The 22,229-nt window shown below is 49.7% G+C and carries 21 protein-coding genes; 16 read left to right on the forward strand and 5 right to left on the reverse strand.

Features of this window, described 5'->3' with window-relative positions:
• Positions 1 to 39 precede the first annotated feature (39 nt).
• The gene (locus ABNT42_RS00855) at positions 40 to 327 is read left to right on the forward strand and encodes an H-NS histone family protein (protein WP_348692722.1); all 288 of its coding nucleotides are present in this window, start codon (positions 40 to 42) and stop codon (positions 325 to 327) included.
• A 164-nt stretch (positions 328 to 491) separates the two neighbouring features.
• Here ABNT42_RS00855 and ABNT42_RS00860 read toward each other — a convergent pair whose 3' ends face one another.
• Positions 492 to 1,172: a hypothetical protein gene (locus ABNT42_RS00860; protein ID WP_348692725.1), complete on the reverse strand. Its 681-nt coding sequence runs from the start codon at positions 1,170 to 1,172 to the stop codon at positions 492 to 494.
• A gap of 69 nt (positions 1,173 to 1,241) precedes the next feature.
• Complete coding sequence (locus ABNT42_RS00865; RefSeq protein ID WP_348692728.1) at positions 1,242 to 1,817, reverse strand: hypothetical protein; 576 nt, start codon at positions 1,815 to 1,817, stop codon at positions 1,242 to 1,244.
• A gap of 477 nt (positions 1,818 to 2,294) precedes the next feature.
• On the opposite strand from ABNT42_RS00865, the gene ABNT42_RS00870 reads away from it, so the two are divergent.
• The 4 genes from ABNT42_RS00870 (at position 2,295) to ABNT42_RS00885 (ending at position 5,874) form a co-directional block, all read left to right on the forward strand.
• Positions 2,295 to 3,251 carry a hypothetical protein gene (locus tag ABNT42_RS00870; protein WP_348692730.1) on the forward strand — a complete coding sequence of 319 codons (957 nt, stop codon included), beginning with the start codon at positions 2,295 to 2,297 and terminating at the stop codon, positions 3,249 to 3,251.
• 389 nt (positions 3,252 to 3,640) lie between these two features.
• A complete protein-coding gene (locus ABNT42_RS00875) occupies positions 3,641 to 4,552 on the forward strand; it encodes a UbiA family prenyltransferase (RefSeq protein ID WP_348692733.1) in 912 nt (303 codons plus the stop codon).
• 516 nt (positions 4,553 to 5,068) lie between these two features.
• Positions 5,069 to 5,386 carry a hypothetical protein gene (locus ABNT42_RS00880; RefSeq protein ID WP_348692735.1) on the forward strand — a complete coding sequence of 106 codons (318 nt, stop codon included), beginning with the start codon at positions 5,069 to 5,071 and terminating at the stop codon, positions 5,384 to 5,386.
• Positions 5,383 to 5,874, forward strand: coding sequence for a hypothetical protein (locus ABNT42_RS00885; RefSeq protein ID WP_348692738.1), 492 nt, complete (start codon positions 5,383 to 5,385; stop codon positions 5,872 to 5,874). Before ABNT42_RS00880 ends, ABNT42_RS00885 begins: the two co-directional genes overlap by 4 nt.
• A gap of 210 nt (positions 5,875 to 6,084) precedes the next feature.
• Here ABNT42_RS00885 and ABNT42_RS00890 read toward each other — a convergent pair whose 3' ends face one another.
• Positions 6,085 to 8,301, reverse strand: coding sequence for a S8 family peptidase (locus ABNT42_RS00890; RefSeq protein WP_348692740.1), 2,217 nt, complete (start codon positions 8,299 to 8,301; stop codon positions 6,085 to 6,087).
• A gap of 6 nt (positions 8,302 to 8,307) precedes the next feature.
• On the reverse strand, positions 8,308 to 9,393 hold the full coding sequence (locus tag ABNT42_RS00895; RefSeq protein ID WP_348692742.1) for an AAA family ATPase: 1,086 nt from the start codon (positions 9,391 to 9,393) through the stop codon (positions 8,308 to 8,310).
• 243 nt (positions 9,394 to 9,636) lie between these two features.
• Between ABNT42_RS00895 and ABNT42_RS00900 the strand changes: the two genes are divergently transcribed.
• The 3 genes from ABNT42_RS00900 to ABNT42_RS00910 are packed head-to-tail and all read left to right on the forward strand — an operon-like array spanning position 9,637 to position 11,508.
• A complete protein-coding gene (locus ABNT42_RS00900; protein ID WP_348692745.1) occupies positions 9,637 to 9,888 on the forward strand; it encodes a multiubiquitin domain-containing protein in 252 nt (83 codons plus the stop codon).
• Positions 9,863 to 11,059 (forward strand): ThiF family adenylyltransferase, encoded by a 1,197-nt coding sequence (locus ABNT42_RS00905; RefSeq protein ID WP_348692746.1) that lies wholly within the window; start codon positions 9,863 to 9,865, stop codon positions 11,057 to 11,059. The genes ABNT42_RS00900 and ABNT42_RS00905 overlap by 26 nt, the downstream gene beginning before the upstream one ends.
• On the forward strand, positions 11,059 to 11,508 hold the full coding sequence (locus ABNT42_RS00910) for a DUF6527 family protein (protein WP_348692749.1): 450 nt from the start codon (positions 11,059 to 11,061) through the stop codon (positions 11,506 to 11,508). Before ABNT42_RS00905 ends, ABNT42_RS00910 begins: the two co-directional genes overlap by 1 nt.
• A 458-nt stretch (positions 11,509 to 11,966) precedes the next feature.
• On the opposite strand, the gene ABNT42_RS00915 is transcribed toward ABNT42_RS00910, so the two are convergent.
• Positions 11,967 to 12,971, reverse strand: a complete 1,005-nt coding sequence (locus tag ABNT42_RS00915) for an Abi family protein (protein ID WP_348692752.1) — start codon at positions 12,969 to 12,971, stop codon at positions 11,967 to 11,969.
• Between the two features lie 386 nt (positions 12,972 to 13,357).
• On the opposite strand from ABNT42_RS00915, the gene ABNT42_RS00920 reads away from it, so the two are divergent.
• The 8 genes from ABNT42_RS00920 to ABNT42_RS00955 all read left to right on the forward strand — a co-directional run bounded on the left by ABNT42_RS00920 (position 13,358) and on the right by ABNT42_RS00955 (position 22,164).
• Complete coding sequence (locus tag ABNT42_RS00920; RefSeq protein ID WP_348692755.1) at positions 13,358 to 13,915, forward strand: hypothetical protein; 558 nt, start codon at positions 13,358 to 13,360, stop codon at positions 13,913 to 13,915.
• Positions 13,916 to 13,966: 51 nt separating this feature from the next.
• Positions 13,967 to 14,185: a helix-turn-helix domain-containing protein gene (locus ABNT42_RS00925; protein ID WP_348692780.1), complete on the forward strand. Its 219-nt coding sequence runs from the start codon at positions 13,967 to 13,969 to the stop codon at positions 14,183 to 14,185.
• A 376-nt stretch (positions 14,186 to 14,561) separates the two neighbouring features.
• Entirely contained in the window at positions 14,562 to 15,401 is an 840-nt protein-coding gene (locus ABNT42_RS00930) for a DMT family transporter (RefSeq protein ID WP_348692757.1), read from the forward strand.
• A 103-nt stretch (positions 15,402 to 15,504) separates the two neighbouring features.
• On the forward strand, positions 15,505 to 15,963 hold the full coding sequence (gene tssE / locus ABNT42_RS00935) for a type VI secretion system baseplate subunit TssE (protein ID WP_348692759.1): 459 nt from the start codon (positions 15,505 to 15,507) through the stop codon (positions 15,961 to 15,963).
• Between the two features lie 4 nt (positions 15,964 to 15,967).
• A complete protein-coding gene (tssF, locus tag ABNT42_RS00940) occupies positions 15,968 to 17,794 on the forward strand; it encodes a type VI secretion system baseplate subunit TssF (RefSeq protein ID WP_348692761.1) in 1,827 nt (608 codons plus the stop codon).
• Positions 17,758 to 18,795 carry a type VI secretion system baseplate subunit TssG gene (gene tssG / locus ABNT42_RS00945; protein WP_348692764.1) on the forward strand — a complete coding sequence of 346 codons (1,038 nt, stop codon included), beginning with the start codon at positions 17,758 to 17,760 and terminating at the stop codon, positions 18,793 to 18,795. Before tssF ends, tssG begins: the two co-directional genes overlap by 37 nt.
• A complete protein-coding gene (locus tag ABNT42_RS00950; protein WP_348692767.1) occupies positions 18,792 to 21,599 on the forward strand; it encodes a type VI secretion system Vgr family protein in 2,808 nt (935 codons plus the stop codon). The genes tssG and ABNT42_RS00950 overlap by 4 nt, the downstream gene beginning before the upstream one ends.
• 13 nt (positions 21,600 to 21,612) lie before the next feature.
• Positions 21,613 to 22,164, forward strand: a complete 552-nt coding sequence (locus ABNT42_RS00955) for a hypothetical protein (protein WP_348692769.1) — start codon at positions 21,613 to 21,615, stop codon at positions 22,162 to 22,164.
• The last annotated feature ends 65 nt before the right edge of the window (positions 22,165 to 22,229 follow it).

Below are 22,229 nucleotides of genomic sequence, written 5' to 3' on the forward strand. Positions count from 1 at the left end.
TGTACAATATGAGCGCACTATTTATTAGGAAAGCCAACTATGTCGACTTCTTATCAGGATATTCAGAAGCAAATTGTAGAGTTACAGGCCAAGGCTGAAGAAATTCGCCGCGTAGAAGTGTCAGCTGCGCTGGCACAAATCCAAGCGATCATGCAAGAATTTGGATTGACGCTGACGGATATTGGCGGCGGCATTAAGTCTTTAAAGAGTCCTCGCAAACCTGTAGAAATCAAATATAAAGACACGACAACCGGGAACACTTGGACGGGCCGTGGACGCGCACCTAAATGGCTCGAAGGTAAGGACAAAAGCAAATTCCTTATTTGATGCTCAATTAGCTAACCTTTTGCTTACCTAGATAAAGGCGATGCCTGTCGATACCCTTTCGAGTGTCGACATTGCAATTAATCATCCCCGTGGCATTTTTTTAAAATTCAATCAATAAATTGTGGAGACATATATCGAAATTGGTAGATGTTCACTATCGACTTTCACCAAACAAACCCTATTTGTGATGCTATTTCGGCTGCATGTAAGTTGGCTTCATTGATTTGCTCGTAATTCATATCCTTAAATGATCGAACTGCGCGGCTGTTCCCCATGCCATCTGAAGTTGAAAATCGTTGCGCAACCATATCCCAAGCCGCGGCATTAACGACATCGTCTTTCGACTCGTACAACCGATTAGCGACGATCTCAGGAATGTTGCCGGCACCGCCTTGTGTCGCCATCACAAAATAGCGCAGTGCAATACTGCGTGGATTTTCGCTGAAATCCATTCCGACCTCGGATTGCATGAAGGCAGCTTCGTTCCAATAGCGCTCTGCAAGTTGAATAGAAGCGCAGGTATCTCCAGCATTACCAAGCTTGGTCAATTCTTGAATGCTCATATTGAAGTATTTATCCGGTACCGAGAATCCATCCCGAAGCATTCTCTCTTTTCTCTTCTTTATTAATTCATCTTTATTTTCTTCTACAAATGAACCTGCGCCAAAAGGCGAGATAAGTAAGGGGTTGGAATTACGAATACTTTCCCGAGTAGTTTTTACGATGGGTCCTTCAATGGAAGCCTCTGATTTCGTTGAAAGGCCGGCAAATGAAATATCGTCTCGATTTTGAAAAACACAGAGTACAACAATTGTGAGAATCACTAATATTAATATTTTTCGCAATATCGCCACCTAGAAAATATAAATTGCACACCCAAAATTGAATGTGCAATTTTAGACTTTATTCAGTTCTCAATACGGCGATCCACAATATCCGATAGTGCCACCATTTGCTGTTGCCCATCGAGTAGCCTGAACTCCGTCTTGCATCAACGGGGTTAGTCCATCGACGCAAGGGGAGCCTTTACGGAACGGATAATAGACGGGGAAACCACCGTTATTCGCATGCGCATCAACTCCTGCAATTTCCTTAACTAACGCGTTGTTAGCATCTAAAATTGCCAGTCGACCGGTTTCAAAAAGAACAAGTTTATAACCCATGCTATAGGGATGTCCACCTGTACCGGAGTTCCAGGCCCAAGTTCCGTTACTCTTGTACAAAGCGAGATTGCCATCCATTTGCATGCGAAGGTGGTCACCACTATTTGTGTTTGTTTGAAACCCCGTTGGAACTGTCGCTGGTGGAGAATTGTAGTAAATTGCAACATTCCCATCGCCCTGCACCACTAAGGAGTAGTGTCCTGAACGAGTAGCGATGTTTCCATTTTTTTCAATATTCGTCTCTGCATTGAGGACAGCTTGTGCATGGACAGAACATGCGGCAGTCATACCAAGAGCAAGTACGACCATCGTTTTTCTAATTTTCATAATTTCCTCATGAAGGTGAAATTTCCGGCGCCTAATTTGAGAGAAGGCGTTGTAAAATTAATCACTGTTGTCAAAAAAGTCAATTAAAATTTTTCAAAAAAAACAATTGTCATAAAAGTCACCAAATGTAACACTTAGTTGACTCTTGCTAAGCTGCCGCAAGTAAAGTTAAAAATTGGAATAATTTTATCTCACAAAATTTGTTTTTTACATCAATTAATTCCACAAGGAAACCAATCGGATACCTTGTGTTGATCTGTTTTAATTCGGAAGCACCTTTGTCTGATGTCATTCCTGAAAAAATTGATATTTCAACACAGCTAGCCAATAGCAATCTGTTATGATATTAAAATTAATTAGCGATTTTTAGAGTGTATTGATTTTATATATATTATATTTAAATTCTTAACAGCCAAAAATAGATAATACTTGCATTTTTTAAATTCTAATTTTCTATCTTTATTATAAAGAATTATTATGCATCAAAAACAATCAAAAAAAATTTCGATTTTTAATTCAGAGCATAAAATAATAGCTTGGACAGTATTATCTTTACTTTATTTTTTATGCGCTTTTTTAGTTCTTCAGCCGCATTGGGGACTCACCGTTGAGGATTCTCTCGCTTACTTTAACACCTCAAGATTTCTTAGAGGTGAAATTCAATTTTCTGAGCTTCGTGCACCATTTCCTTATCGTTTATTAATACCTGCAGTAGCAGCCTACATACCAGGGGATTTACGAAATGTTTTTGCCAGCGTTAACTGGGTATCAATTAGTATTTCATCAGTTTTTTTAGCTTACTCGGTAAATAAGGTTGGCGGAAATTGTAAACAAGTAATTTGCGCAGGTCTTTTATTGATAATATCAGTTCCTACTTTTTGGTATGGGTCATATTTATTAACTGATCCAGGAGCAATCTGCGCGCGAACTATATTTGTGGTCGGTATTTTAACTGGTCAACCTTGGCTATCCCTATTTTCAGGTTTAATCGCAACAGCGATCCGAGAAGAAAATATTTTGCTGTTAGTTTGGCTGTTGGTTTTTCAACGAAAAATGTTCATTTTCAATATTGGTGCAATAGCTGTAGCGGTAGCTTGGCTAATATATGTCCGATGGTACTTCTTCGCCGGCTTACCAAGTTATGTTTGGGTTCCGAGTTTAAATACCATCTTGGCAGTAATGCATGATACCCGTGCTGTACTTTCCATACTAAGTGCTGCAATAGTTGTTGTACCGCTGCTTATTTTAGGATTTAAACACATCCCATCAGAATTAAATTCATTAAAAAGTTTAATAATTCTGATGTCGACACCTATCCTATATGCTGCACTTTCTGTTCGTGTCGATGGACGTGCAATCTGGAGCCTATACCCATTCATGATTCCAATTGCTGTTTACGCTAGGTTTCATATGCGAGAGGATCGGAGAAAATGATGCCGTTTCAAATGGATTTCAATTTATTCAGGATGGGATTGTTGTGGTGTGCAACAGCAGGGCTTTGCAGTGCACTGGCAACCTTAATGATGAAGTATTCGTCTACTCCGCCGTTTAACAATCGAATATTTTTTTTATGTGGAGCTGTAGGTTGTTATGCTGTAGGCTTTTGGTTGTACTGCCAAGCATTAAGAAATTTACAAATGTCTGTCGCGTATCCATTAATGACAATGTTCACTGTCTTAAATGTAATGATCTTCGGCTATATATTTTTTTCAGAATCGATTACATTTTATAAATTATGTGGGGTTGTTTTGATGATATTTTCATGTTTTCTTATATCAAGATAAGATTCAAAAATATAATTACTATTTTAGAAAATTAATCCCATGAAAAAAGTAATAGCGTTGGGTGGCGGATCGGCGAAATTCGCTTTTGTAATTTTCCGTGCCATGCGCCCTCGTCAGTGGTTAAAAAATACCTTGGTATTTATACCATTGCTTGCTGCACACTCCCATAATATCTATCTATGGGGTAAATGTATTGTTTCTTTTGTTTCCTTCTGTCTGTGCGCTTCTAGTGCGTATCTCTTAAATGATGTACTCGATATTAGGCATGATCGCACTCATCCTAGAAAAAAATTTCGTCCAATTGCTGCCGGTCTAGTTTCAAGAAAAAATGCTATTTTTGCAAGCATGTTTTTAGGTGGTGTTGGACTCTTCTTAGCCTCATCGAGTGAACGAGAGCTATTTAAAATTGTAGGTCTATACTTTGTGTTGACCGTTCTCTATTCAATGAAGCTTAAAAAAATGCTACTTATTGATGTGGCGGTACTAGGTGGCTTGTACACAATTAGGATGATCGGCGGGGCTGCGGCTACCGGAATTCATATCTCTTTCTGGTTACTGTCATTTTCTTTTTTCTTATTTTTATCTTTGGCACTGTTAAAACGTCACAATGAACTATTGCGACTGGAATCAGAAAATTTATCGAACGTTCCTGGCCGAGGTTATTTATCCTCCGATAGCATTCCAGTCGCAATATTTGGGATAGCTTGTGCTGTAATTTCAACATTAGTTTTAATGTTGTATTACAACTCGGGAGATGTGGCGAAGCTCTACCCGTCACCAATGCCATTATTTTTTATAATTCCGTTTTTTTTCATTTGGATTGCGCGATTGTGGCTCTTGTCATTCCGTGGAAAAATTGATGAGGATCCTTTGCTGCATGTCAGTAAGGATGTTGAAAGTATTTTAATAATAGCAATATGCATAATTCTCGCTGGTGTAGCGACAATTTAGATTTTTCAATCAAATAAGGTTCAAATGGTATCGGCCAGATATTAAATATTTGTAAACGACTAACAAGAATAACCGTATGAGTAACTGCATAGATCACATCGCACGCACGAGGCATCACAACATTGCAATGTCTGCGCATACCAACAAGAGGGCCCCTATCCTCTTGACGACGATGGCCAAGGGCTCTGAGTTCAAATCCGGGAAATTAGCAGTTTAGGCAGTAGGGCTGGAGATACGTAAAAAAATTGCATCCAACCACGTTTGCAAAACATGCCGATAAGAGTTCATGTTGCCTTTTAATCCATAGTATCGATAGGAATGCGGCGTTCGAATTGCTCATTGCGGACTTTTCCGAAAAGATGGGGATGTATTTAGGGACCAAATATATTAGGGTGTCCACACCTAAAAACTAAAGATAGAATTTCCACAAATTAGAAATAATCTATACATGTCTTGAGCCTAAAAATATAATATAAATTTGAATTTTTAAATAAATTTTATATACGAAAGAATGCCATGAAACTTTATGTTATAAATAAGGAAGGAAATGAAAAAGTATTTCTGCGAACTATCGCTCCTACAAAAAAAGATTTAGCACGAAATCTCGGAACAAAAGTATTTAATGTCAATGGGAAGCGCTACTACGTGGATCAGGTTGTCGCGGAAAAGGGATCTGATAATACCAGTGTGGGGATGTTTTTAGGAGGGGTGATCGGCGCACTCGGCGGAGGTATGGGTGTGGCTGCAGGAGGATTGATAGGTGCGTTGCTTGGTAAGGAGCAAGATAAGAAGGAAGATGCAGAGGTCAATGAGTTCAATCGGAGCCGCGTATGACTCAAAAAAATTTTAGCCCACTGCGTTTCTTTGTTGTCGTTTTTCTTTTAGTCTTGGGACTGGTAATTTTTTCCAATAAGGAAGAGGCCAAAAGAGTTGTAAAAATAATTTTAGAATCTAATTGGCCAACTGTACTATTATGGTTATTTTCTATCGTCGGTGTTGTTTCAGAAAGATTTTTTTCGACTTTGAATGTGAATAACGAAAGTGGCGTGATTTATCAAAGTTTCGGTAAATATGCGGATGCCATTTTTTCTATTGCAACTTTTGGATTTGCTGGAAGTACATCTTTAGCGTTACTAAAAGGATTGTATCTGCAGTTATTTTTTGATGGTACGTACTTTACCGGCTTTGCTGATTTTGATTTAGCATCAATCTTTCTGATTTCTTCATTTCTACTTTTTCATTCTGCAAATGGAGCATTGAGATTAATTATAAATGCAGTATTCCAAGCAGAAGCGAAAGACATAACGCCCGCAAAGACATAAACTGCTTTCCAACGTTCCCTTCGAGAAAATCTGTCATAGACAGACGTTTGTTTCGACAATGCCCGTTAACCTCGGGCAAAGGGAAAACTCATCCAATCGACTACAATAATCTGTAGCGGCTTGGCAGGTGAATCACTGGTAGGTCTGCGATACTAAATAATGAAGAGTCTTCTTACTCATCAATCACAAAATAATGTAACTTCTACCTTCTTACGATTGCCCTGACGCGGTCTTGATACGAATATCTGGATGCACTTCGACAGGTTGCAAGGTCTGATAGCGCTGCCGTATATTATTGTAGACCCCGGGAGTATCCTCTGCCGAGACAGTGACGACCATAGCATATGGCAACGGAGGAAGCGACTTGTTGTCCACACTCTTACCATCTTCTCGCGCGCCATACGTTATGTCGAACATGGGATCGTGTAGAGTATCGGCATTAAAGCGTTGTTCATGCTTTAGAGTAGTCTCCCATTTCTGGTCGTCTATACGCGCTTCCAGTTCAGACGTGTACATCTTTGACGACGAAAAGAATGCGATTGTCTCCTTCCTGTTGTGCTTGGGGCGTAACATTACAGTCAGACCAGCGCGTGTGTAATTGATGGCATGCTCGGGATCGGTCTGACTCGCGAAGCACAGAGTCGCGCGTAGCGTGACCTTACCGTTTAAGGGGAGTGTTGGAAACGGGATCAGAGCGCGCAGGTTCTCTCCAGCTTTTAGCGTGCCTTGATAGATCACGCGCACTTCGTTGTCGTCACATGTCAGCACCTCCTCCGCGTTCTGCGGGAAACGGCCGTGGCCAACATGGCTCATCAACATAGTTTTGGGGCGGCTCGCATGGTGCGACATCAATGCCCGCACGGCAAGAAGGCTCAGAGGGGAATTCAGCGATACTTTGACGCCGATCGCCGTACGCAAGGTAGCGGGAGAGCTGAAGCTTGTGCCCGTTGTGTGAGAGTATTGCCCCGTTAATGCGTTGTAGACCACGAACGGCTCATTATCAGAGCCGCCAAAACCGACACCGTCCGGTTTGACCATACCCGGGGTACGTCCGGGACCGTGAGAACTATAGGGCGCGCGCATCCAATTGGTACTTTTTGTATCACAAGCCCCTACCGCGATCGCATTCACCATATCCGACGGCGGCTGGACGCGACTTTCAGGCCAATCTTTTTCGCCATCGTTTCCAACTGCGACAGTGGCAAGGATATCGCCAGATGCAAGATGGCTATCGAGCAATGCAGTCCACGGGTGCACCTCGTCGTCTTCTATCGGCATATAGGGCCCGATACTAAGGTTGATGAAGCTAGGTTTATCGTTTTTGAGAACCTGATCGATGTGTTTTAACACGTCGTAAAGGTCAGCATCAGGAACACCCGATGGAGCCTGCAGGTCCGGACTAATGCAGCGGTAGTGATGCACATTTGCATACGGTTGCGGTAAGTGAGTCGCAGCCTCGTCGATCGGACCGAACAGCAATGAACTAGTCACAGCGTTCCCGTGATTGAGATACGCGGCAGATGTCGCTTCTGCCCCTAACAACACCGTCTCTTTCACCCATGGACTAAGATTAGTATGGCCGAGGCCGCCATCAAACACTGCGACTTTGAGTTCAGTGTTGATTGCGGGCATGAAAGGAGGCAGAGGAGCAGGTGCGCTCGAGCTGCGCATGTCGCGTCCTCCAATACGCAGCGAAGGCATGACACGCACCGCGCGAACAAAATGAAAAGCGGCAAGAGCTCGCGCCGCATTCGGGTCAATTCGGACTGGAACAAATGTCAGTCCAGAGATCACAAGTACCCTTGCCACATCGACAGTTCCATCTAGCGAAGCGACGTACTCGGCAAAGGCGTCAACGATGTCGTTATCGCCCTCCGACGCATGTAGCACAACCTCGAGCAGGGGTTTGGAATCCGCAGGGCGAGTGACAAGGTCCTTGTCCTTAGCAGAGAACGTTTCCATCATCTCGAATCTGCAGAAGGCAAGCTGGTGCGTCTGCGCCGTTCTAGATGACTGCAGCATGTTCGCTAGACGAGTGAACGCGCCGTCGTCTCCCGCTACGTATAATGCCGCCGTAAAGTTCGGCTCGCCAGCCTTTTGTCGTGTGCTGGCGACGTTTCTGGGCTTCACCATCGCGGAACGACTACCGACACAGCGCAGGCCACTTGCCTGAAGTAGGGCGTTGGGATGATATGTCTTTGCCAAGAATGCGGGGTGGAGCGTAAAGCGAGCAACGGATTCGCCTCGGGGTTTGAGAGCTAACGACTCGGCTTGTCGCACTTTCGCGATCAGGTCGAGCTGCTCACCTAGCCATTGACGCTGGACGCCAATCTCATATGGGTATTTTTTGTCGCCCGGTCCACGTTTAAGCGGGTGAGGACGCGTCAACGTTTCGCCATAACCTAAGATAATGTTCGTTGCTGCCATAAATGATTACTCCCCTAGGTAACGTTTAATAACGCGGCTGACAGTTGGATGTGTCTTACCGACGGCAGTCGCTATTTCACGCAGTGACTTGCCTGACAGATGCATGAGCAGCATGGTTCCTTCGTTTGGTTTACTCATTGCCCCCTTGCTCATGCGTGTGCGAACGGCGTTCTTAATCAATGTCGGTACCAGCTGGGTATTATCAAGCAGCGCGGCCTTGCGTGACGCGTGGATTAACTGCCCAATCGTGCTGAACGATTCTCCTTGTAGAAAAGAGGCAAGGTTTTTGCGCACCTCACTAGTCATAGGAATGTCCAGCAGATAGTCGTCGATCAGTTGAGCCGACGGCGGCTCGAACTGGACGACGTGGTCAAATCGCCTCCAGACCGCAGGGTCGAGAAGTTCGCCGTGGTTCGTTGCAGCAATCAACAGCGCATTGGCAGGCCACTCATCGAGGGCTTGGAGGAGCACGTTGACAAGACGCTTGAGTTCCCCGACGTCGCTGTCGTCATCGCGGCGCTTCGCAATTGCGTCGAACTCGTCAAGCAACAACACGCATGGTCTTGTCATCGCATGATCGAACACAGCACGTACGTTGTTACCTGTCTTGCCGAGATAGCTGCTCATAACAGTGGCTAGGTTCAGCGTAAGCAGCGGCAACTTGAGTTCCTGTGCGAGCCAATGGGCAGCTAAGGTCTTGCCCACGCCTGGTTTCCCACAAAACAATAGCGTTCGTGCCGGCGCCAAGCCTTCCTTAATAAGAAGGTCTAGGCTCTGCCATTCGCGCAGCACATCATCGAGAACATCCTGAACAGTTCCGCCGAACACAGGACGCTTGGGGACAATGACTGGAAAAATTGTTTCAACTAGCTCCATACGTGAATCGACGTCCACAGGTGTTGGAGCGAAGTCACCTGCACCACGCATGACGTTGTCCACTGAGAGGAACTGGGCAATCTCTTTCGCAAACGCTAGATCTACATCCTTTAGCTTCGTCGCGAACCGGCCGACTGCCAGCGCGAAAGCGCTTCGAGACCCATCAAACCCCGACTGGATAACTTTCATCAACTCTTTTTTTGGAAAATTTTCCACTTAATTCCTTGTAAATCAATGACCTGTGTTGTCTGGTAAATTTATATTACTGAATTTTAACCGATTACTTCCATCTGAGCTATAATTTCTTTGCGCCAGCGATATGACACTCCTACCCGGACCTTAAGGCGAGGGTTTGACGCACGCAGTTAATGATCTCCAATATAGACGACTCATTATTTGGCATTGCAACGTGGACTGGCATCGAGTAACAATGCTAATCAAACAACAAAAGGAATACATATGTCGAACGACATTAAGCATGAACAGGAATATGAAATTTTCATTAAGTCGCGGCCTCGCAAGGTAGTTGGGCCGAGCATTTCGTTTGAAGAAGTGCTTAGGCTTGCGAACATCGATACAGACGGGCAAGAACTCGGCCTCTTCGACGTCGACTGGACACACGGGAACGAAAAGGGGACTCTGGCGCCAGGCGAGAGCGTAAAACTGCGTAATGGGATGCGTTTCGATGCCGGCAAATCAAACCGCTCCTAACCATGATATTCAGCGTCTGCTTGACGCTGAATATCAGGTTTTAGTTGACGGGAATCATCTCATCGTCGACAACATCCCATATATTTCCGCCGAAATGAAAGTTTGCCGGGGTGCGTTGATATCGGCGTACACCATTATCGACGGCGTCACCAACACGGGAGATCATACCGTTTGGTTCACAGGCTCGATGCCTCATATGGCTGACGGAAAGTCACTCGAGAACGCCATCCACGCAGGAGGCGCGATGTCAAGTCCAGAGATCGTTGCAGGACGGAAGGTGTTTTGCCGCTTCTCTAATTATCCCGATCCTGAAACCCAGGTATTGATGGGAACAGATGTCTTCGTCAAGATGACACACTATATCCGTAAGCTCGAGAGGTTCGTTGCAGCCATTGACCCTTCGGCGACGGCGTCAGGGCAGCGCTCGTTCAAGGAGAACATACAACCGTCCGTATTTCATTATCCCAACACTTCAATTGCACGAGCTGGCCTGGATGCGTACGAGTGCAAATTGGCAGTCAATAAAGTTGCAATTATCGGTTTGGGAGGTACAGGTGCATATATTCTAGATGCGCTGGCAAAGACGCCGGTTGCAAAGATACACCTTTTTGATGGTGATGTGATCGAGCCACATAACGCCTTCCGGTTGCCTGGAGCAATACCCGGTGGCCTTGTCACTGCTGGCTTGCATAAGACGGAATACCTAAGAGATGTTTATCATCACTTACGGGGCGGTGTCGAGAGTTTCCCATTCATGATTGATGACAATACCATCCAGCGGCTTGATGAGTGCGACTTCGTTTTTATCGCTGTCGATAACGGACCTTCTCGAGGGTTTATAGCGAACCACTTAATGGCCAAGGAAATACCCTTCATCGATGTCGGAATCGGTGTGGAAAAAATTCCGGAAGATGTCAAATTGTTGGGAAGAGCACGAGTAACTTTCGTTGACCCGCACCACGAAAATGCAGCAAAGGCTCTAGCTAGTTTACCCGTCGCCGATGACAAAAACGATGAAGTGTACAATAACATCCAGCTGGTAGAACTGAATGCGATCAATGCGATGCTCGCCATTGTCAAGTACAAGCAATATCTTGACTTTTATTCGGAAGAGATTCCTTACGACTCGCTCAAGTACACGCTCTCGTGGAGTCAACTAAAGGCGGGATAATGAAAATAAAAACTTTGCGACCAGAATATGTAAAGCACGTGCCGGAGGCGCTAAATGACGGCGTGCTTTACATTAGCGAAGAATTCGAAACCGCCGGCCACCTATGTTGCTGTGGATGTGGTGAAGAGATCTTTACGCCCCTTAACAGGGCGCAGTGGACTCTTTTAAAGAATCGGCAAACTGGCACAATCAGCTTATTTCCATCCATTGGCAACTGGAAGTATGCTTGTCGATCGCATTATTGGATAAAAAACAATCTAGTGATTGACGCTGGTGATATGTCGAACAAAGCGATTAACGCAGTTATCAAGCGTGATCAAAGAGATCGGCTTGCTCTCGCTAAGGAAAGCAATCAAAGAATTGCACAGACTACGGCAGCAGTTGACAGCAAACCTGTCGAGCAACGAGGTGTTCTCGCAAGATTTTTGCGTCGACTGCGTGGAAGCTAGCGCAAAAAACTGGCAATCGCCGCATAGCCTCTACTCATCGCCAGGATTAAAAGTGGGGGATTACCGATATCCAACCAGTATAGGGCTCATCGGGAGCCCGTCGATCCAATTTTGTCTCAGGCTAGGTGGATCGCAGGAGTGTTTTCGGCGGATTCAGAATCTGGCCGATTGAATCGAAAAGCAGCACTTTTGACAGACGTTGCAGTTACCTTGGCCACTGAGTCTGGGTTGACGGGCTTGTTTACAAATTGAACCGTAAATTTAGTTCAGAAGCTTCTTTATGCTAAATCGGCATTTGCTGCCGTCTGAGTCAAGGCTTCATCTACTACAGGACGCTGCAGTAATGACACGTACCACCGCCATTTCTAACTTTGCGAGGTCCCACAGGACGGGTAATTATGCAGCTCGACTTTGTCTATGAATGCGGCACTTGGCCCGACCAGCATGCATATCACGTATCATGCCTTAGTGGTACTCAGCGGCACCCAGTCGTTCCAGAAGGTATCATTTTGCCAATCATAATCGAACCCGGTTGCATCACGGATCACCACCCCCGCTGCTGCCGCGATAGTAAATTGTTCGCGCAATAACCCTTTCCAGTCGTAGTTTGGCGCTACAGTTCGTAGTAGGAGATCAATGATCAACAGGAATGTACGTAAATCATTTGTTGTAGCATTGCCATTTGCATCAAGTTTAGGAAATCGTTCGGATGCTGGCACATTATCTGGTGTCTTGGGGCTGTAGGGTAACGTTGTGTATGTGATGCGATTATGGTGAGCACAGCGATTTCGAAATACGGTCAAGGTGTGAAGCCAACTTTCGAATACCACAGACTGAATGGGCTTTCTGTTCGGGTATTTCCAATGAATAGAAATGCTATCTCGGTGTTCTTTCTTAAGTCCTTTAAATGCGTGCGACCAGAAGCCAAAGCTTGCACACTCCCTTAGCATCCATGCGGGAGGTAGTCTAGGTTCGTGGTATTTTCCATAGTAGTGTTTAAGATATTCGTTTGGATTGTTATGTTCCCCGACATAATTTTTTACATCGAACTTTATGTACTTGGCTGCTGTTGCGAAAATCTTGTCGTGCGTGTCTTTACTAGTAAAGAGGTCTTCCTTTGCATACCAGCGTGCGTCATGTTTGACGCAAAGAGTGTTGCAAATGCTCACAGCTAAAGCGATTTCAATTTTCTGAAGTGCTAGCGATACTATGCCCCGTAAGCCTGTGTCGAAGTGATAAGTCGCTAGGATCGTGTGTATAGATATTCCCGCCTTAAAGGATTTTGGCTTCTCCGGGGGCGTTTGAATAAATGGAATGCAAAAGCCGGTGAGGCGATAATAGCCAATGCGCTCCAAACTTTCATACACTAAGCTCTTGTCACCATCTTGCACTAACAAATTTTTATCTACTAGTTTTTGATACAGTTCGGAGCTTGATAGTGGCTTTTTTGTAAATTTTGCCATATTCTCTTTTGGGGCAAAAAAAAAGCCCTAATCAGGGCTTTTTTAGTGTTCTTTTGCCAAAGCAAAAGAACTGGGGGTATCACGATTGTTGCGCTTTCTTCGACCAACCAATTGTGGACTAAGAACGAGTCTTGTTCAGAGATCTCAAGCGTTTCGTGCGTTATTGGGCGTAGCATATCACCACGATTTTGTCAAGCAATGCGTTGATACATAGAGAACTAGGGATTACATGAAGTACATGAAGTACATGGAGTACGTGGAGTAATTTAAGTTATTGATTCTTATAGGTCTATAGTATGTATAAATATCCGTACACTTCAATTTTCGTTGTTTTATCTTGTGGAATTAAGGTAGAATCTACCACAAACTTACAGAACTAAGGGAATATGCTCAAACTTAAGGTCAAGAAAAAAGTCCGCTCCGCTAAAGATAAGCGTCTCGCGCTGCGTGACCGCTTGTGGCCTGAAGTAGAGGATGCTCAGCTTTGGTTACGCAAGGAAAGAGTTGGCTTTACCACAATTCCCAGAACCATGAATCTAATCGGCCGTGTGATGGACCAGCTGGGGGGTAAAGGCTTTCCTTTGTTCAATACATATTTAGCTCTCTGGTGCCGTGTCTATGACGAAGGAATTGTCGAAATTCGAAGTGACCGTGAGTTAGCGTTTGAGTCCGGCTTCGGCGGGCCGCGAGGAGAGATTACATGGCGCGCTCGGATGCGACTACTTAAGGAGATCGGATTTATTGATGTGCGCGCCGGTCTAGCGAGCGAAATGCAATACGTGTTAATTTACAACCCGATTTTGGTGATTGTAGACCTGTATGAAAAAGACAACCTGAAAGAAGACATGGCATTTAGTGCTTTGCTGGCGCGCCTAAGTGAGGTTGGAGCCAACGACTTGGACTATGTAGATGAGGATCCTAGTGAGGATGACGATGAGCTTTGAGTCATCGTTTTCTTCTTGTTTGCTAACCTCAGTCTTTGGCTTACTCTTGACGTGGCATTACTAGGAATAATCAGACGCTGCCACCTTCGAGACCAGATCCCGCTCAGGGAAATCGCCAAAAGGCTCGGCATCTCCCGCAACACCGTCCGGCGCTATCTGCGCTCGGAAATCACCGAGCCCGCCTATCCGGAGCCAAACCACCAGCGCCACCGATCCATACGCCTTCCAGCTTTCAGGCTGGCTCAAAACCGAGGCGGCCAAATCCCCTAAGTAGAGACGCAGCCTTAGGCAGCTCCACGAGGAGCTTATCAATTTAGGATTCAAGGGGTCTAACTACAGGGTCGCGGCGTTCGAAAGACAGTGGAGGGAGGGTCAATCGGAGTTAGTCAATTCAGCACGTAAACGAACAGAGAGCTCTATGATCGCTTCGCGTCTATTCGTGAAATGCAATCGGCCTAGCAAACTGTCTCAATAACTCCTGAAATTTGTGTCATAAACTTCTGGATGAAAGCAACCAAAAACGGGCAATTTGTCTCATTAACTACTGATCGTTCACAGCAGCGAGCGAATAAAACCCGCCTGCGCTCTATTGTGCTGACGCAATAGGCAAGCCATACTGGGCGACTTACCGACTCCGGGGTCGCCCATGCCTATTGCCCGTCTCGCCATCCTCACTCTGCTGGCACTCGCTGCTTTCGCCGGTAATTCCCTGCTATGCCGTGCAGCACTGGCACACACGCAAATCGACGCTGCCAGTTTTACCACGCTGCGCATGCTGTCCGGCGCGCTGACGCTGTGGCTGCTGGTACGCCTGCGTGCCAGCCCCCAGCCGGGGCAGGGCAACTGGCGCTCGGCACTGGCTCTGTTTGCCTATGCTGTCGGGTTCTCCTTCTCGTATCGACAATTGCCGGCCGCGGCCGGTGCACTGATCCTGTTCGGCGCCGTGCAGACCAGCATGATCGGCTATGGCCTGTGGCGCGGCGAACGCCTGCGTCCTGCCCAGATGGCTGGCCTGCTACTGGCAGCGGCGGGGCTGCTGGGCTTGCTGCTGCCGGGGCTGTCCGCGCCGCCCCTGCCGGAAGCGCTGCTGATGCTGGGTGCCGGTGTGGCATGGGGCGTGTATTCGCTGCGCGGCAAAGCGGGCGGTGATCCGCTCAAAGTCACAGCCGGCAATTTCCTGCGCGCAGCGCCCATGGCCATCCTGCTCAGTCTGGTCATGCTGCACGATGCCCGCTACGATGCCAGCGGCTACCTGTATGCGCTGCTGTCGGGCGCGCTGGCCTCCGGTGTCGGCTACGCGATCTGGTACACCGCGCTGCCATACCTGAAAGCTACCACGGCTGCGACCGTACAACTGAGCGTGCCCGTGATCGCTGCCGCAGGTGCCATCCTGTTTCTGGGCGAGTCCATCACCATGCGCCTGATCGCCGCCTCGCTGGCCATCCTCGGTGGCATTGCACTGGTGCTGCTGACGGCGCGCCGCTGATACGGCAAGCCAATTTATTGAGCATTCACAACTTAAGAAGAGGAAACAACGCGAATAATCTGTCTCTGGCTCGGTGCAACATCGTTTCGGGGAGAGTGGGCAGATGGCAAACACTGTTGCAGCAGATCTGTGGGCCGTGCTGTATGACGCAGCGCCGGCCGATCACACATGGAGCCGGCAGCAACAGAAAAACGCGATTGCCCGCGCACTGGAAGATCTGCTGAACACACGGCAGGCACTGCCTGATACGCTACTCAGCCGCCATCCCGCTCTACAGACCTCTATCCTCAGCTACGGTCTGCAAGACTTCTCAGCCCTGTGCATCGCCAGCGAACCCGACCGCCGCGCGATCTGCGCCGCCGTCCAGCGGACCATACAGCGCCACGAACCCCGTCTGACCAAACTGCAGGTTCAACTGCACGCAGAAACCAGTTCGATTAACCGGCTCGGCTTCATCCTGCAGGCACAACTGAGAGACGCATCTGACACCACGCCGGTAAAGTTTGGCGGCGTGCTGGAACCTGCCGCACAGCACTACACTGTTCGCCTAGTCGGTGGCTGAGCGTATGACCTCGCCTTTCACGGAACTGCTGCACCGCTACGAGCGCGAGCGTATCGATCAGCAGAGCATCGCGCGCGAATTCGCCCAGCGCTTCCCAGCAGAGGCCGCCAGTCTCGGCTTGAGCAGTGGCAGCGCCGAGCATCCGCAAACCCGTGCCCTGCTTGATGCCATCAGCTTTACCAATGCACGCACGCAGCAGTGTCTGGATAAAAGCCAGCAACAGCTACCCAGCGACCTGCTTTCCGTCATCTATCCACAAGCCGTGCGGCCACTACCGCCACTCACCATCGCGTACTTCGACTGCAGCAAGGCCGCATCGCCGGCAAACAGTGTGATCCCGCGCGGCACCACACTGCTATCAACACGGATAGGCCATACGCGCTGCCAGTTCCGCACCGTCTACGAACTCCAACTGGGTTCGGCGCAGATACAGCAGGCCAGCTTCCGGCAGCAGATCAGCCTACCCGCGGGCATCGTGGCGACGGAGCCGCTAGGCGGGGAGATCACGCTGACCATTTCTACCGGGCCGGACTGCACGCTGCCCTATCTGCGCCTGTTTATCGATGCCGATCCCGCCTTTGCTGCGACGCTGCGCGATAGCCTGTTCATGCGCTGTGCCGCCGTCTACCTGCAAGCATCGGAGAGCCCGAACTGGCGCGCGCTCAGACAGTTCCCGTTGCGGCCCGTAGGCTTTGCCGAAGATCAGGCTGCTACACCAGATGAGCCCAGAGCCCACCCTACGGCTAGGCTGTTACTGGAATATTTTGCCTATCCGGAAAAGTACAATTTCTTCGATATCGTGCTAGACGAAATCCGGCCGCAACTAGCAGCGAATTGTCAGACATTTACACTGCACTTTCTGCTCGCACAAGATAGGCATAGCAGCGCAAGCGCCCTGACCCTGATGCCTCTCGCGGCGCATCACCTGCTCACCGGCTGCACGCCCGTGGTGAATCTGTTTTCCATCAGCGCCTGCCCCGTCTATCAGGATTACAGCAAATCCGAATACCTTCTGCTGGCCCACGCCCAGCATCCGGCCGACTACGAAATCTACAGCGTCGATCGGGTTACTGCGGTGAAGACATCACGCAGCGGCATCCGCATGGAGGAATACCATCCTTACTATTCGCTCGAACATGGCAAAGCCAGTGATCAGACGGGACGCCACTGGTTCGCCCGTCGCGACGAACATCTGGCAGAGATTAGCCCCGGCTATGAAACCCGGATTGCCTTTGTCGACCATGCACTCGATCCGCTGGATACGGATATCAGCACCGTCTCCGTCGACCTGACTTGTACCAATCGGGACCTATGCGCACGTCTGCCGCTAAATCATGCCGATGGCGATTTGCAGCTGACCAAAGGGCAGGGCGCCTATCCCATCCGCATGCTGCGTCAGCCGACTCCGCCGCGCCGCATTGCAGCCTCCGACTACTGGCGTCTGATTTCCCACCTTGCCAGCAGCCAGCAAACGTTGCTACATCCCGATCTCGCACCTTTGAAAGAAATGCTGGTACTGCATGACCCCGTACAAGATCCCGTCAGACGCAGCCAGATCCTTGGCCTGATTGCCCTAAATGCCAGTGCAGATTTTCTGCCTTACCGCAGCGCCGCAACCCGTGGCTATCTGTTCGGCATGCGCATAGCCATCACCGTCAATGAAGATGCGTATCACACCAGTGGCCTGTATCTGTTCAGCCAGTTACTTGATCACCTATTCGGCCTGAGTACCCAGCTCAACACCTTTGTTCGCCTAAGCTTGCGATCCGCACAAACCGGCAAGGAACTGATGCTATGTCCAGCACGCAGCGGCTACCAGAACATACTGTAATAGCGCGGCTCGCACGTGCCCCGTATCGCTTCGAATTCGTGCAGGCGGTGAGGCTGCTCGACAGCTGGCTGGGGCACAGTGCTAGTGACCGGCTAAGCAGCCGTATCCGCTTTCAAAGCCGTATCCGGCTTGGCTTTGCCACCAGCCAGGTCGATGGTATTGCGCTCGACTACGCCGCTGCTACCGGGAAAAGCGCAGACCAGCTACCCAGAATCACTCTCACGCCCACACTACCCAGCCTGTTCGGCTCGACCGGCGAACTACCCTATGCTGCTAGTTATCGACTGATGGAAACGCACAGCATAGGACGCATGGAAAGCACACAGGCGTTCTACGATATGCTGTTTCACAGGTCTATCGAACTGCACTATATCGCCAGCAACCGTAGCCGCATTTTCCGCACCAACACAGCGGAGAATAAGCCGGCATTACTGCCCCTGCTGATGACATTTACCGGAGTGCCTGCCGGATCAGGGCAGCTAGGCGGCATACCCGATGCAGCCATCGCCAGCTATGCAGCGATACTGCAACGCCCCGCGACATCAGCCACCGCACTCCGGACTGCGCTCGCTGACTACTTCCGTTTGCCGATCGAAGTTAGCCAGTTTTTGCCTGACCACTATCGACTGCGCAGCGAGGAAGCATTTCAACTGGGTAGCCGGAAACATAGGCTTGGCCGGACACTCACTATTGGCCGCCGGATTCCCAATTTCCAGCGCCGCATCCGCCTGACTATCGGCCCACTGAAGCGACAGCAATACATGCAATTGCTGCCGGAGCAGGAGGGATGGCGCGCTTTGAAGTGCTTTATTTCTGTATTCAAATTGAGCAGTCTTCAGTGCGAAGTTTTGCTCTTTCTGGAGCAGCAAGAAGCCTGTCAATGCCGTCTCGGCAAGACCGCTCTCGGCTATGGCTACCATCTAGGACTGCGCGCACGCGGCCCCCACTTCGGGGCCATGCGCTACGCGCTCGCTACCATAGTAACTGGGGAGGCCCCATGAATCTGGACAGTGCCATTGCTGGTCTGTACGACATGTTCACGCGCCTCACATCGGCGCAGCGCCCCTTGCGTTTGCGACTGGCCATGGCCGATGGCGTACACGACGATCTGCTATTACCGCAGCGGCTAGTCGGCCACGAGGCCATTTTTGACGGCCATACCTATCATCTGCTCTGCGTCGCCGACACGGCCATGCTTGCGCTCAAAGACTTTATCGGCGTACCGGCAGAAATCCAGATCGTCACGGCAACGGGTGAGCTGCGTAGCATTTGCGGCATTGTTGCCAGCGCGGCCAGCGGCGAAAGCGACGGCGCACTGGCCACCTATGAACTGACTATCACCGATGCCCTGCAGATTATGGAGCGACGCCTGAACACACGGGTGTTCCGCAATATGAACGAACTCGACATCATCACCACGCTGGTGAACGAATGGCAGCAGAAGATCAGCGTCATGCGTGGTAGCTTTGCGCTGCAGATCGATAGCGTACTGGCCAGCCGCGATCATCCGGCACGCGAATTCACCTTCCAGCACAATGAATCGGATGCCAGCTTCATACGCCGACTCATGAAGCGACGCGGTATCGCGTGGTATTTCCAGTCCGGCCTTGGCGACGCTGATCTCCCCGCACACCTGCATGGTTCCGGCATGCCTGTGCACACGCTGGCGCTGTTCGATGACAGCATGCGCCTACCGCGCAATGTGGCTGGTACCGTAGCATTCCAGCGCGACCTCGCCACCATGGAGAGCGATGCCATCACCGGATGGAGCGCCGTTAGAACACTGCAAAGCGCACAGGTACACAACTTCAGCTGGGACTATCTGCAACCATCCGCAAGCGACGACATGCGCAGCGCCGCCGCCAGCGCCAGTGATCAGGGTGAGTTAGGCAGCCGACTGGCGGATGAACTGCAAAGCCATCTGGTACAAGCGCCGCATTGGAGTGACAACAAGGCAGATTTCGATAGTCAGACAGCGCTACAACTGCATAGCCATGATTACGCAGCCAAGCACTTTCGCTGCGAGGGTACCGTACGCGATCTGGCAGTGGGCACATGGGTAGAACTATGCGGTCATGCGGAACTGGACAGTCATGCCGTAGAACAGCGCGAATTCGTCATTTCCGCACAGGAGATTGCGGCCGACAATAATCTGCCCAAAGAAATGAATGAACGTATCGCCCGCCTGTTCGCGGACAGCGGCTGGAGCACTGGCCGCTATCGTGTGTTTCAGCAGCACGGCCAGCCCCTGCGCTTCCTGACGCGCTTTCGCTGCGTGCGCCGAGGAACGCCGATCGTTGCAGCTTACGACGTGCGCGCCGATATGCCACAGCCACGCCTGCAGAGTGCCATGGTAGTCGGACCGGAACCACACAAGGTCTGGTGCGACGAATACGGCCGCGTGAAGATCCGCTTTCCAGCCACGCGCGCTGAAGATCATCAACATGCTGGCGGGATAGGCGCTAGTGACGGCGAGTCGGATTCGGCATGGGTGCGCGTAGTCTCTAACTGGGCAGGCGATGGTGCGGGCAATCTTGCGCAATGTGGCGCACTGCATTTACCACGTGTCGGCAGCGAGGTGCTGGTGGATTTTCTTGGCGGCGATCCGGACAAGCCCGTCATCATCGGCCAACTGTTCAACGGCGCGGCGCCACCGCCTGCCTTCAGCCGCACCGGTACACTACCGGGCAATGCGGCGCTGTCCGGCTTGCGCAGTCGCGAGCTAGGTGGAACGCGCGGCAATCAGCTAAGGCTGGATGACACGGAAGGGCAGATCAGTGCACAACTGGCCAGCGATCATGGCGCGAGCGAACTCAATCTCGGCTACCTCACCACTCCCCGTTTGAATGGCAGCGCAGAACCTCGGGGCGAAGGCGCGGAACTACGTTCGGATCAGGCTGTGGCCTTACGTGGCGGGCAGGGCGTTTATCTGGTCGCGGGCAGCAGGGCAAGTCGACAGCTTGAACGGCAGGCGCTAACTGCCGTCACGCGCGATGCCGAGAGCGTGCGCAAAGAGCTGGACCGTCTGGCTACGGGGCACGAACTAGCCCACGCGCAAGGAGCAAGCGTTGCGGATCTGGTCAGCAAAATTGAGCACTGGGACAGCGCATCCAACATCGCGCAGAGCAGCGCTGGAGCGACTGACACCGGCACCATGGGTGGTGCGCCACTCATTGCAGCGCATGGCGATGCGGGCGTTTTGATCAGTAGTGCAGACACGGTGCTGGTCGGCACACAGAAAAATTTCGAGACTAGCAGCATAGGCGACCATCAGGCTTCAGCGGGGCGCAGCCTGTTTCTGCGCGCGACTCAGGCAGTGCAATTATTCGCCGCTAGGCTAGGTATGCGCCTGATTGCTGGAGCCGGCAATATCCAGATCGAAGCGCACGAGGGTGAGATCATCATCAAATCCCTCAAGCGCATCCACCTGATATCCAATGAATGCGTACGCTTAGAAGCGCCCACACTGCAGCTGATTTCGCAGGGCGCCAAGACTAGCTATGTCGATGGCCAGATTGTCGATGAATGCAAAGCCAATTACACGGTCAAATGCGCGGAGTATGTCCAGCTAGGCGCTGGCGACTCCACCAGCGAAACACTCAGGCTGCCACACAGCGACATCGAGCATGATCAGCAGGTTCAGTTACGCGATCTACAAACCAAAACGCCTTTACCCAACCAGCGCTACCGCATAACAGTAGAGGACGGAACTATCTATGAAGGCCTATCTGGTAGCGACGGGCTGACTGAGCGCTTCCGTACCAAAGAAGCCTTCGCTCATTACGACATCGAATTACTAGATTAAAAGTGAGGAAACCATGGCAGACGGCCAGCATTTACCAATCGACCCATTTAACGCACGAAAATGTGCAAGTGGCTTTTGTACACCGCTAGCTGATCAGAGAACCCAGGTCGTGCACATACCACCTACGGAGGTGATACCGATCATTTTTATCCCAGGCATCATGGGATCGAACCTGCGCATGTCAGCCAAACGACAGGCGCTGTTGAATAAGAACAATAACATCGCATGGCGCGTTGACTCAACGTATGAAACAGCTAGCTTCATTAAATTAACTGCGGGTGAAAGACAAAAGCAGCTCGATCCCAGCGAGACATGTGTTGATACCTATGATGAAGGCCATAGTAAAACTGGCAATCCTAGTGAGACGCCATTAAAACGAAATAGCGGTGTCACGCTCAAAAACCTATTCCAGCAACACATTCCAATTAATTTCGGCGTGCTGCTTGCTCCAGATCCGTCCGGATCTAAAAGACGGAAGACCCATTTGGAAAAGGCGTTAGAGCGTGGTTGGGGTGAAATTCTTTTTGACAGCTGTTCGTTTGCTGGCAGGATTGACCCGGTCTAATTGACCCTCCTTCCAGGTCCTCGCGAACGCCGCAACCCTGTCATAAGATCCCTCGAACCCCAATT

This window comes from Duganella fentianensis, assembly GCF_964031615.1.
In the GTDB taxonomy this organism is placed as follows: domain Bacteria; phylum Pseudomonadota; class Gammaproteobacteria; order Burkholderiales; family Burkholderiaceae_D; genus Rugamonas; species Rugamonas fentianensis_A.

What these genes read in the sequence shown, in the direction of transcription:
- ABNT42_RS00880 (WP_348692735.1), top strand. Translation starts at nt 5,069, where the DNA reads ATGAAACTTTATGTTATAAATAAGGAAGGAAATGAAAAAGTATTTCTG.
- ABNT42_RS00870 (WP_348692730.1), top strand. Translation starts at nt 2,295, where the DNA reads ATGCATCAAAAACAATCAAAAAAAATTTCGATTTTTAATTCAGAGCAT.
- ABNT42_RS00950 (WP_348692767.1), top strand. Translation starts at nt 18,792, where the DNA reads ATGAATCTGGACAGTGCCATTGCTGGTCTGTACGACATGTTCACGCGC.
- tssG (WP_348692764.1), top strand. Translation starts at nt 17,758, where the DNA reads ATGTCCAGCACGCAGCGGCTACCAGAACATACTGTAATAGCGCGGCTC.
- ABNT42_RS00865 (WP_348692728.1), bottom strand. Translation starts at nt 1,817, where the DNA reads ATGAAAATTAGAAAAACGATGGTCGTACTTGCTCTTGGTATGACTGCC.
- ABNT42_RS00890 (WP_348692740.1), bottom strand. Translation starts at nt 8,301, where the DNA reads ATGGCAGCAACGAACATTATCTTAGGTTATGGCGAAACGTTGACGCGT.
- tssE (WP_348692759.1), top strand. Translation starts at nt 15,505, where the DNA reads ATGGCAAACACTGTTGCAGCAGATCTGTGGGCCGTGCTGTATGACGCA.
- ABNT42_RS00920 (WP_348692755.1), top strand. Translation starts at nt 13,358, where the DNA reads ATGCTCAAACTTAAGGTCAAGAAAAAAGTCCGCTCCGCTAAAGATAAG.
- ABNT42_RS00955 (WP_348692769.1), top strand. Translation starts at nt 21,613, where the DNA reads ATGGCAGACGGCCAGCATTTACCAATCGACCCATTTAACGCACGAAAA.
- ABNT42_RS00855 (WP_348692722.1), top strand. Translation starts at nt 40, where the DNA reads ATGTCGACTTCTTATCAGGATATTCAGAAGCAAATTGTAGAGTTACAG.
- ABNT42_RS00900 (WP_348692745.1), top strand. Translation starts at nt 9,637, where the DNA reads ATGTCGAACGACATTAAGCATGAACAGGAATATGAAATTTTCATTAAG.
- tssF (WP_348692761.1), top strand. Translation starts at nt 15,968, where the DNA reads ATGACCTCGCCTTTCACGGAACTGCTGCACCGCTACGAGCGCGAGCGT.
- ABNT42_RS00885 (WP_348692738.1), top strand. Translation starts at nt 5,383, where the DNA reads ATGACTCAAAAAAATTTTAGCCCACTGCGTTTCTTTGTTGTCGTTTTT.
- ABNT42_RS00915 (WP_348692752.1), bottom strand. Translation starts at nt 12,971, where the DNA reads ATGGCAAAATTTACAAAAAAGCCACTATCAAGCTCCGAACTGTATCAA.
- ABNT42_RS00905 (WP_348692746.1), top strand. Translation starts at nt 9,863, where the DNA reads ATGCCGGCAAATCAAACCGCTCCTAACCATGATATTCAGCGTCTGCTT.
- ABNT42_RS00930 (WP_348692757.1), top strand. Translation starts at nt 14,562, where the DNA reads ATGCCTATTGCCCGTCTCGCCATCCTCACTCTGCTGGCACTCGCTGCT.
- ABNT42_RS00910 (WP_348692749.1), top strand. Translation starts at nt 11,059, where the DNA reads ATGAAAATAAAAACTTTGCGACCAGAATATGTAAAGCACGTGCCGGAG.
- ABNT42_RS00875 (WP_348692733.1), top strand. Translation starts at nt 3,641, where the DNA reads ATGAAAAAAGTAATAGCGTTGGGTGGCGGATCGGCGAAATTCGCTTTT.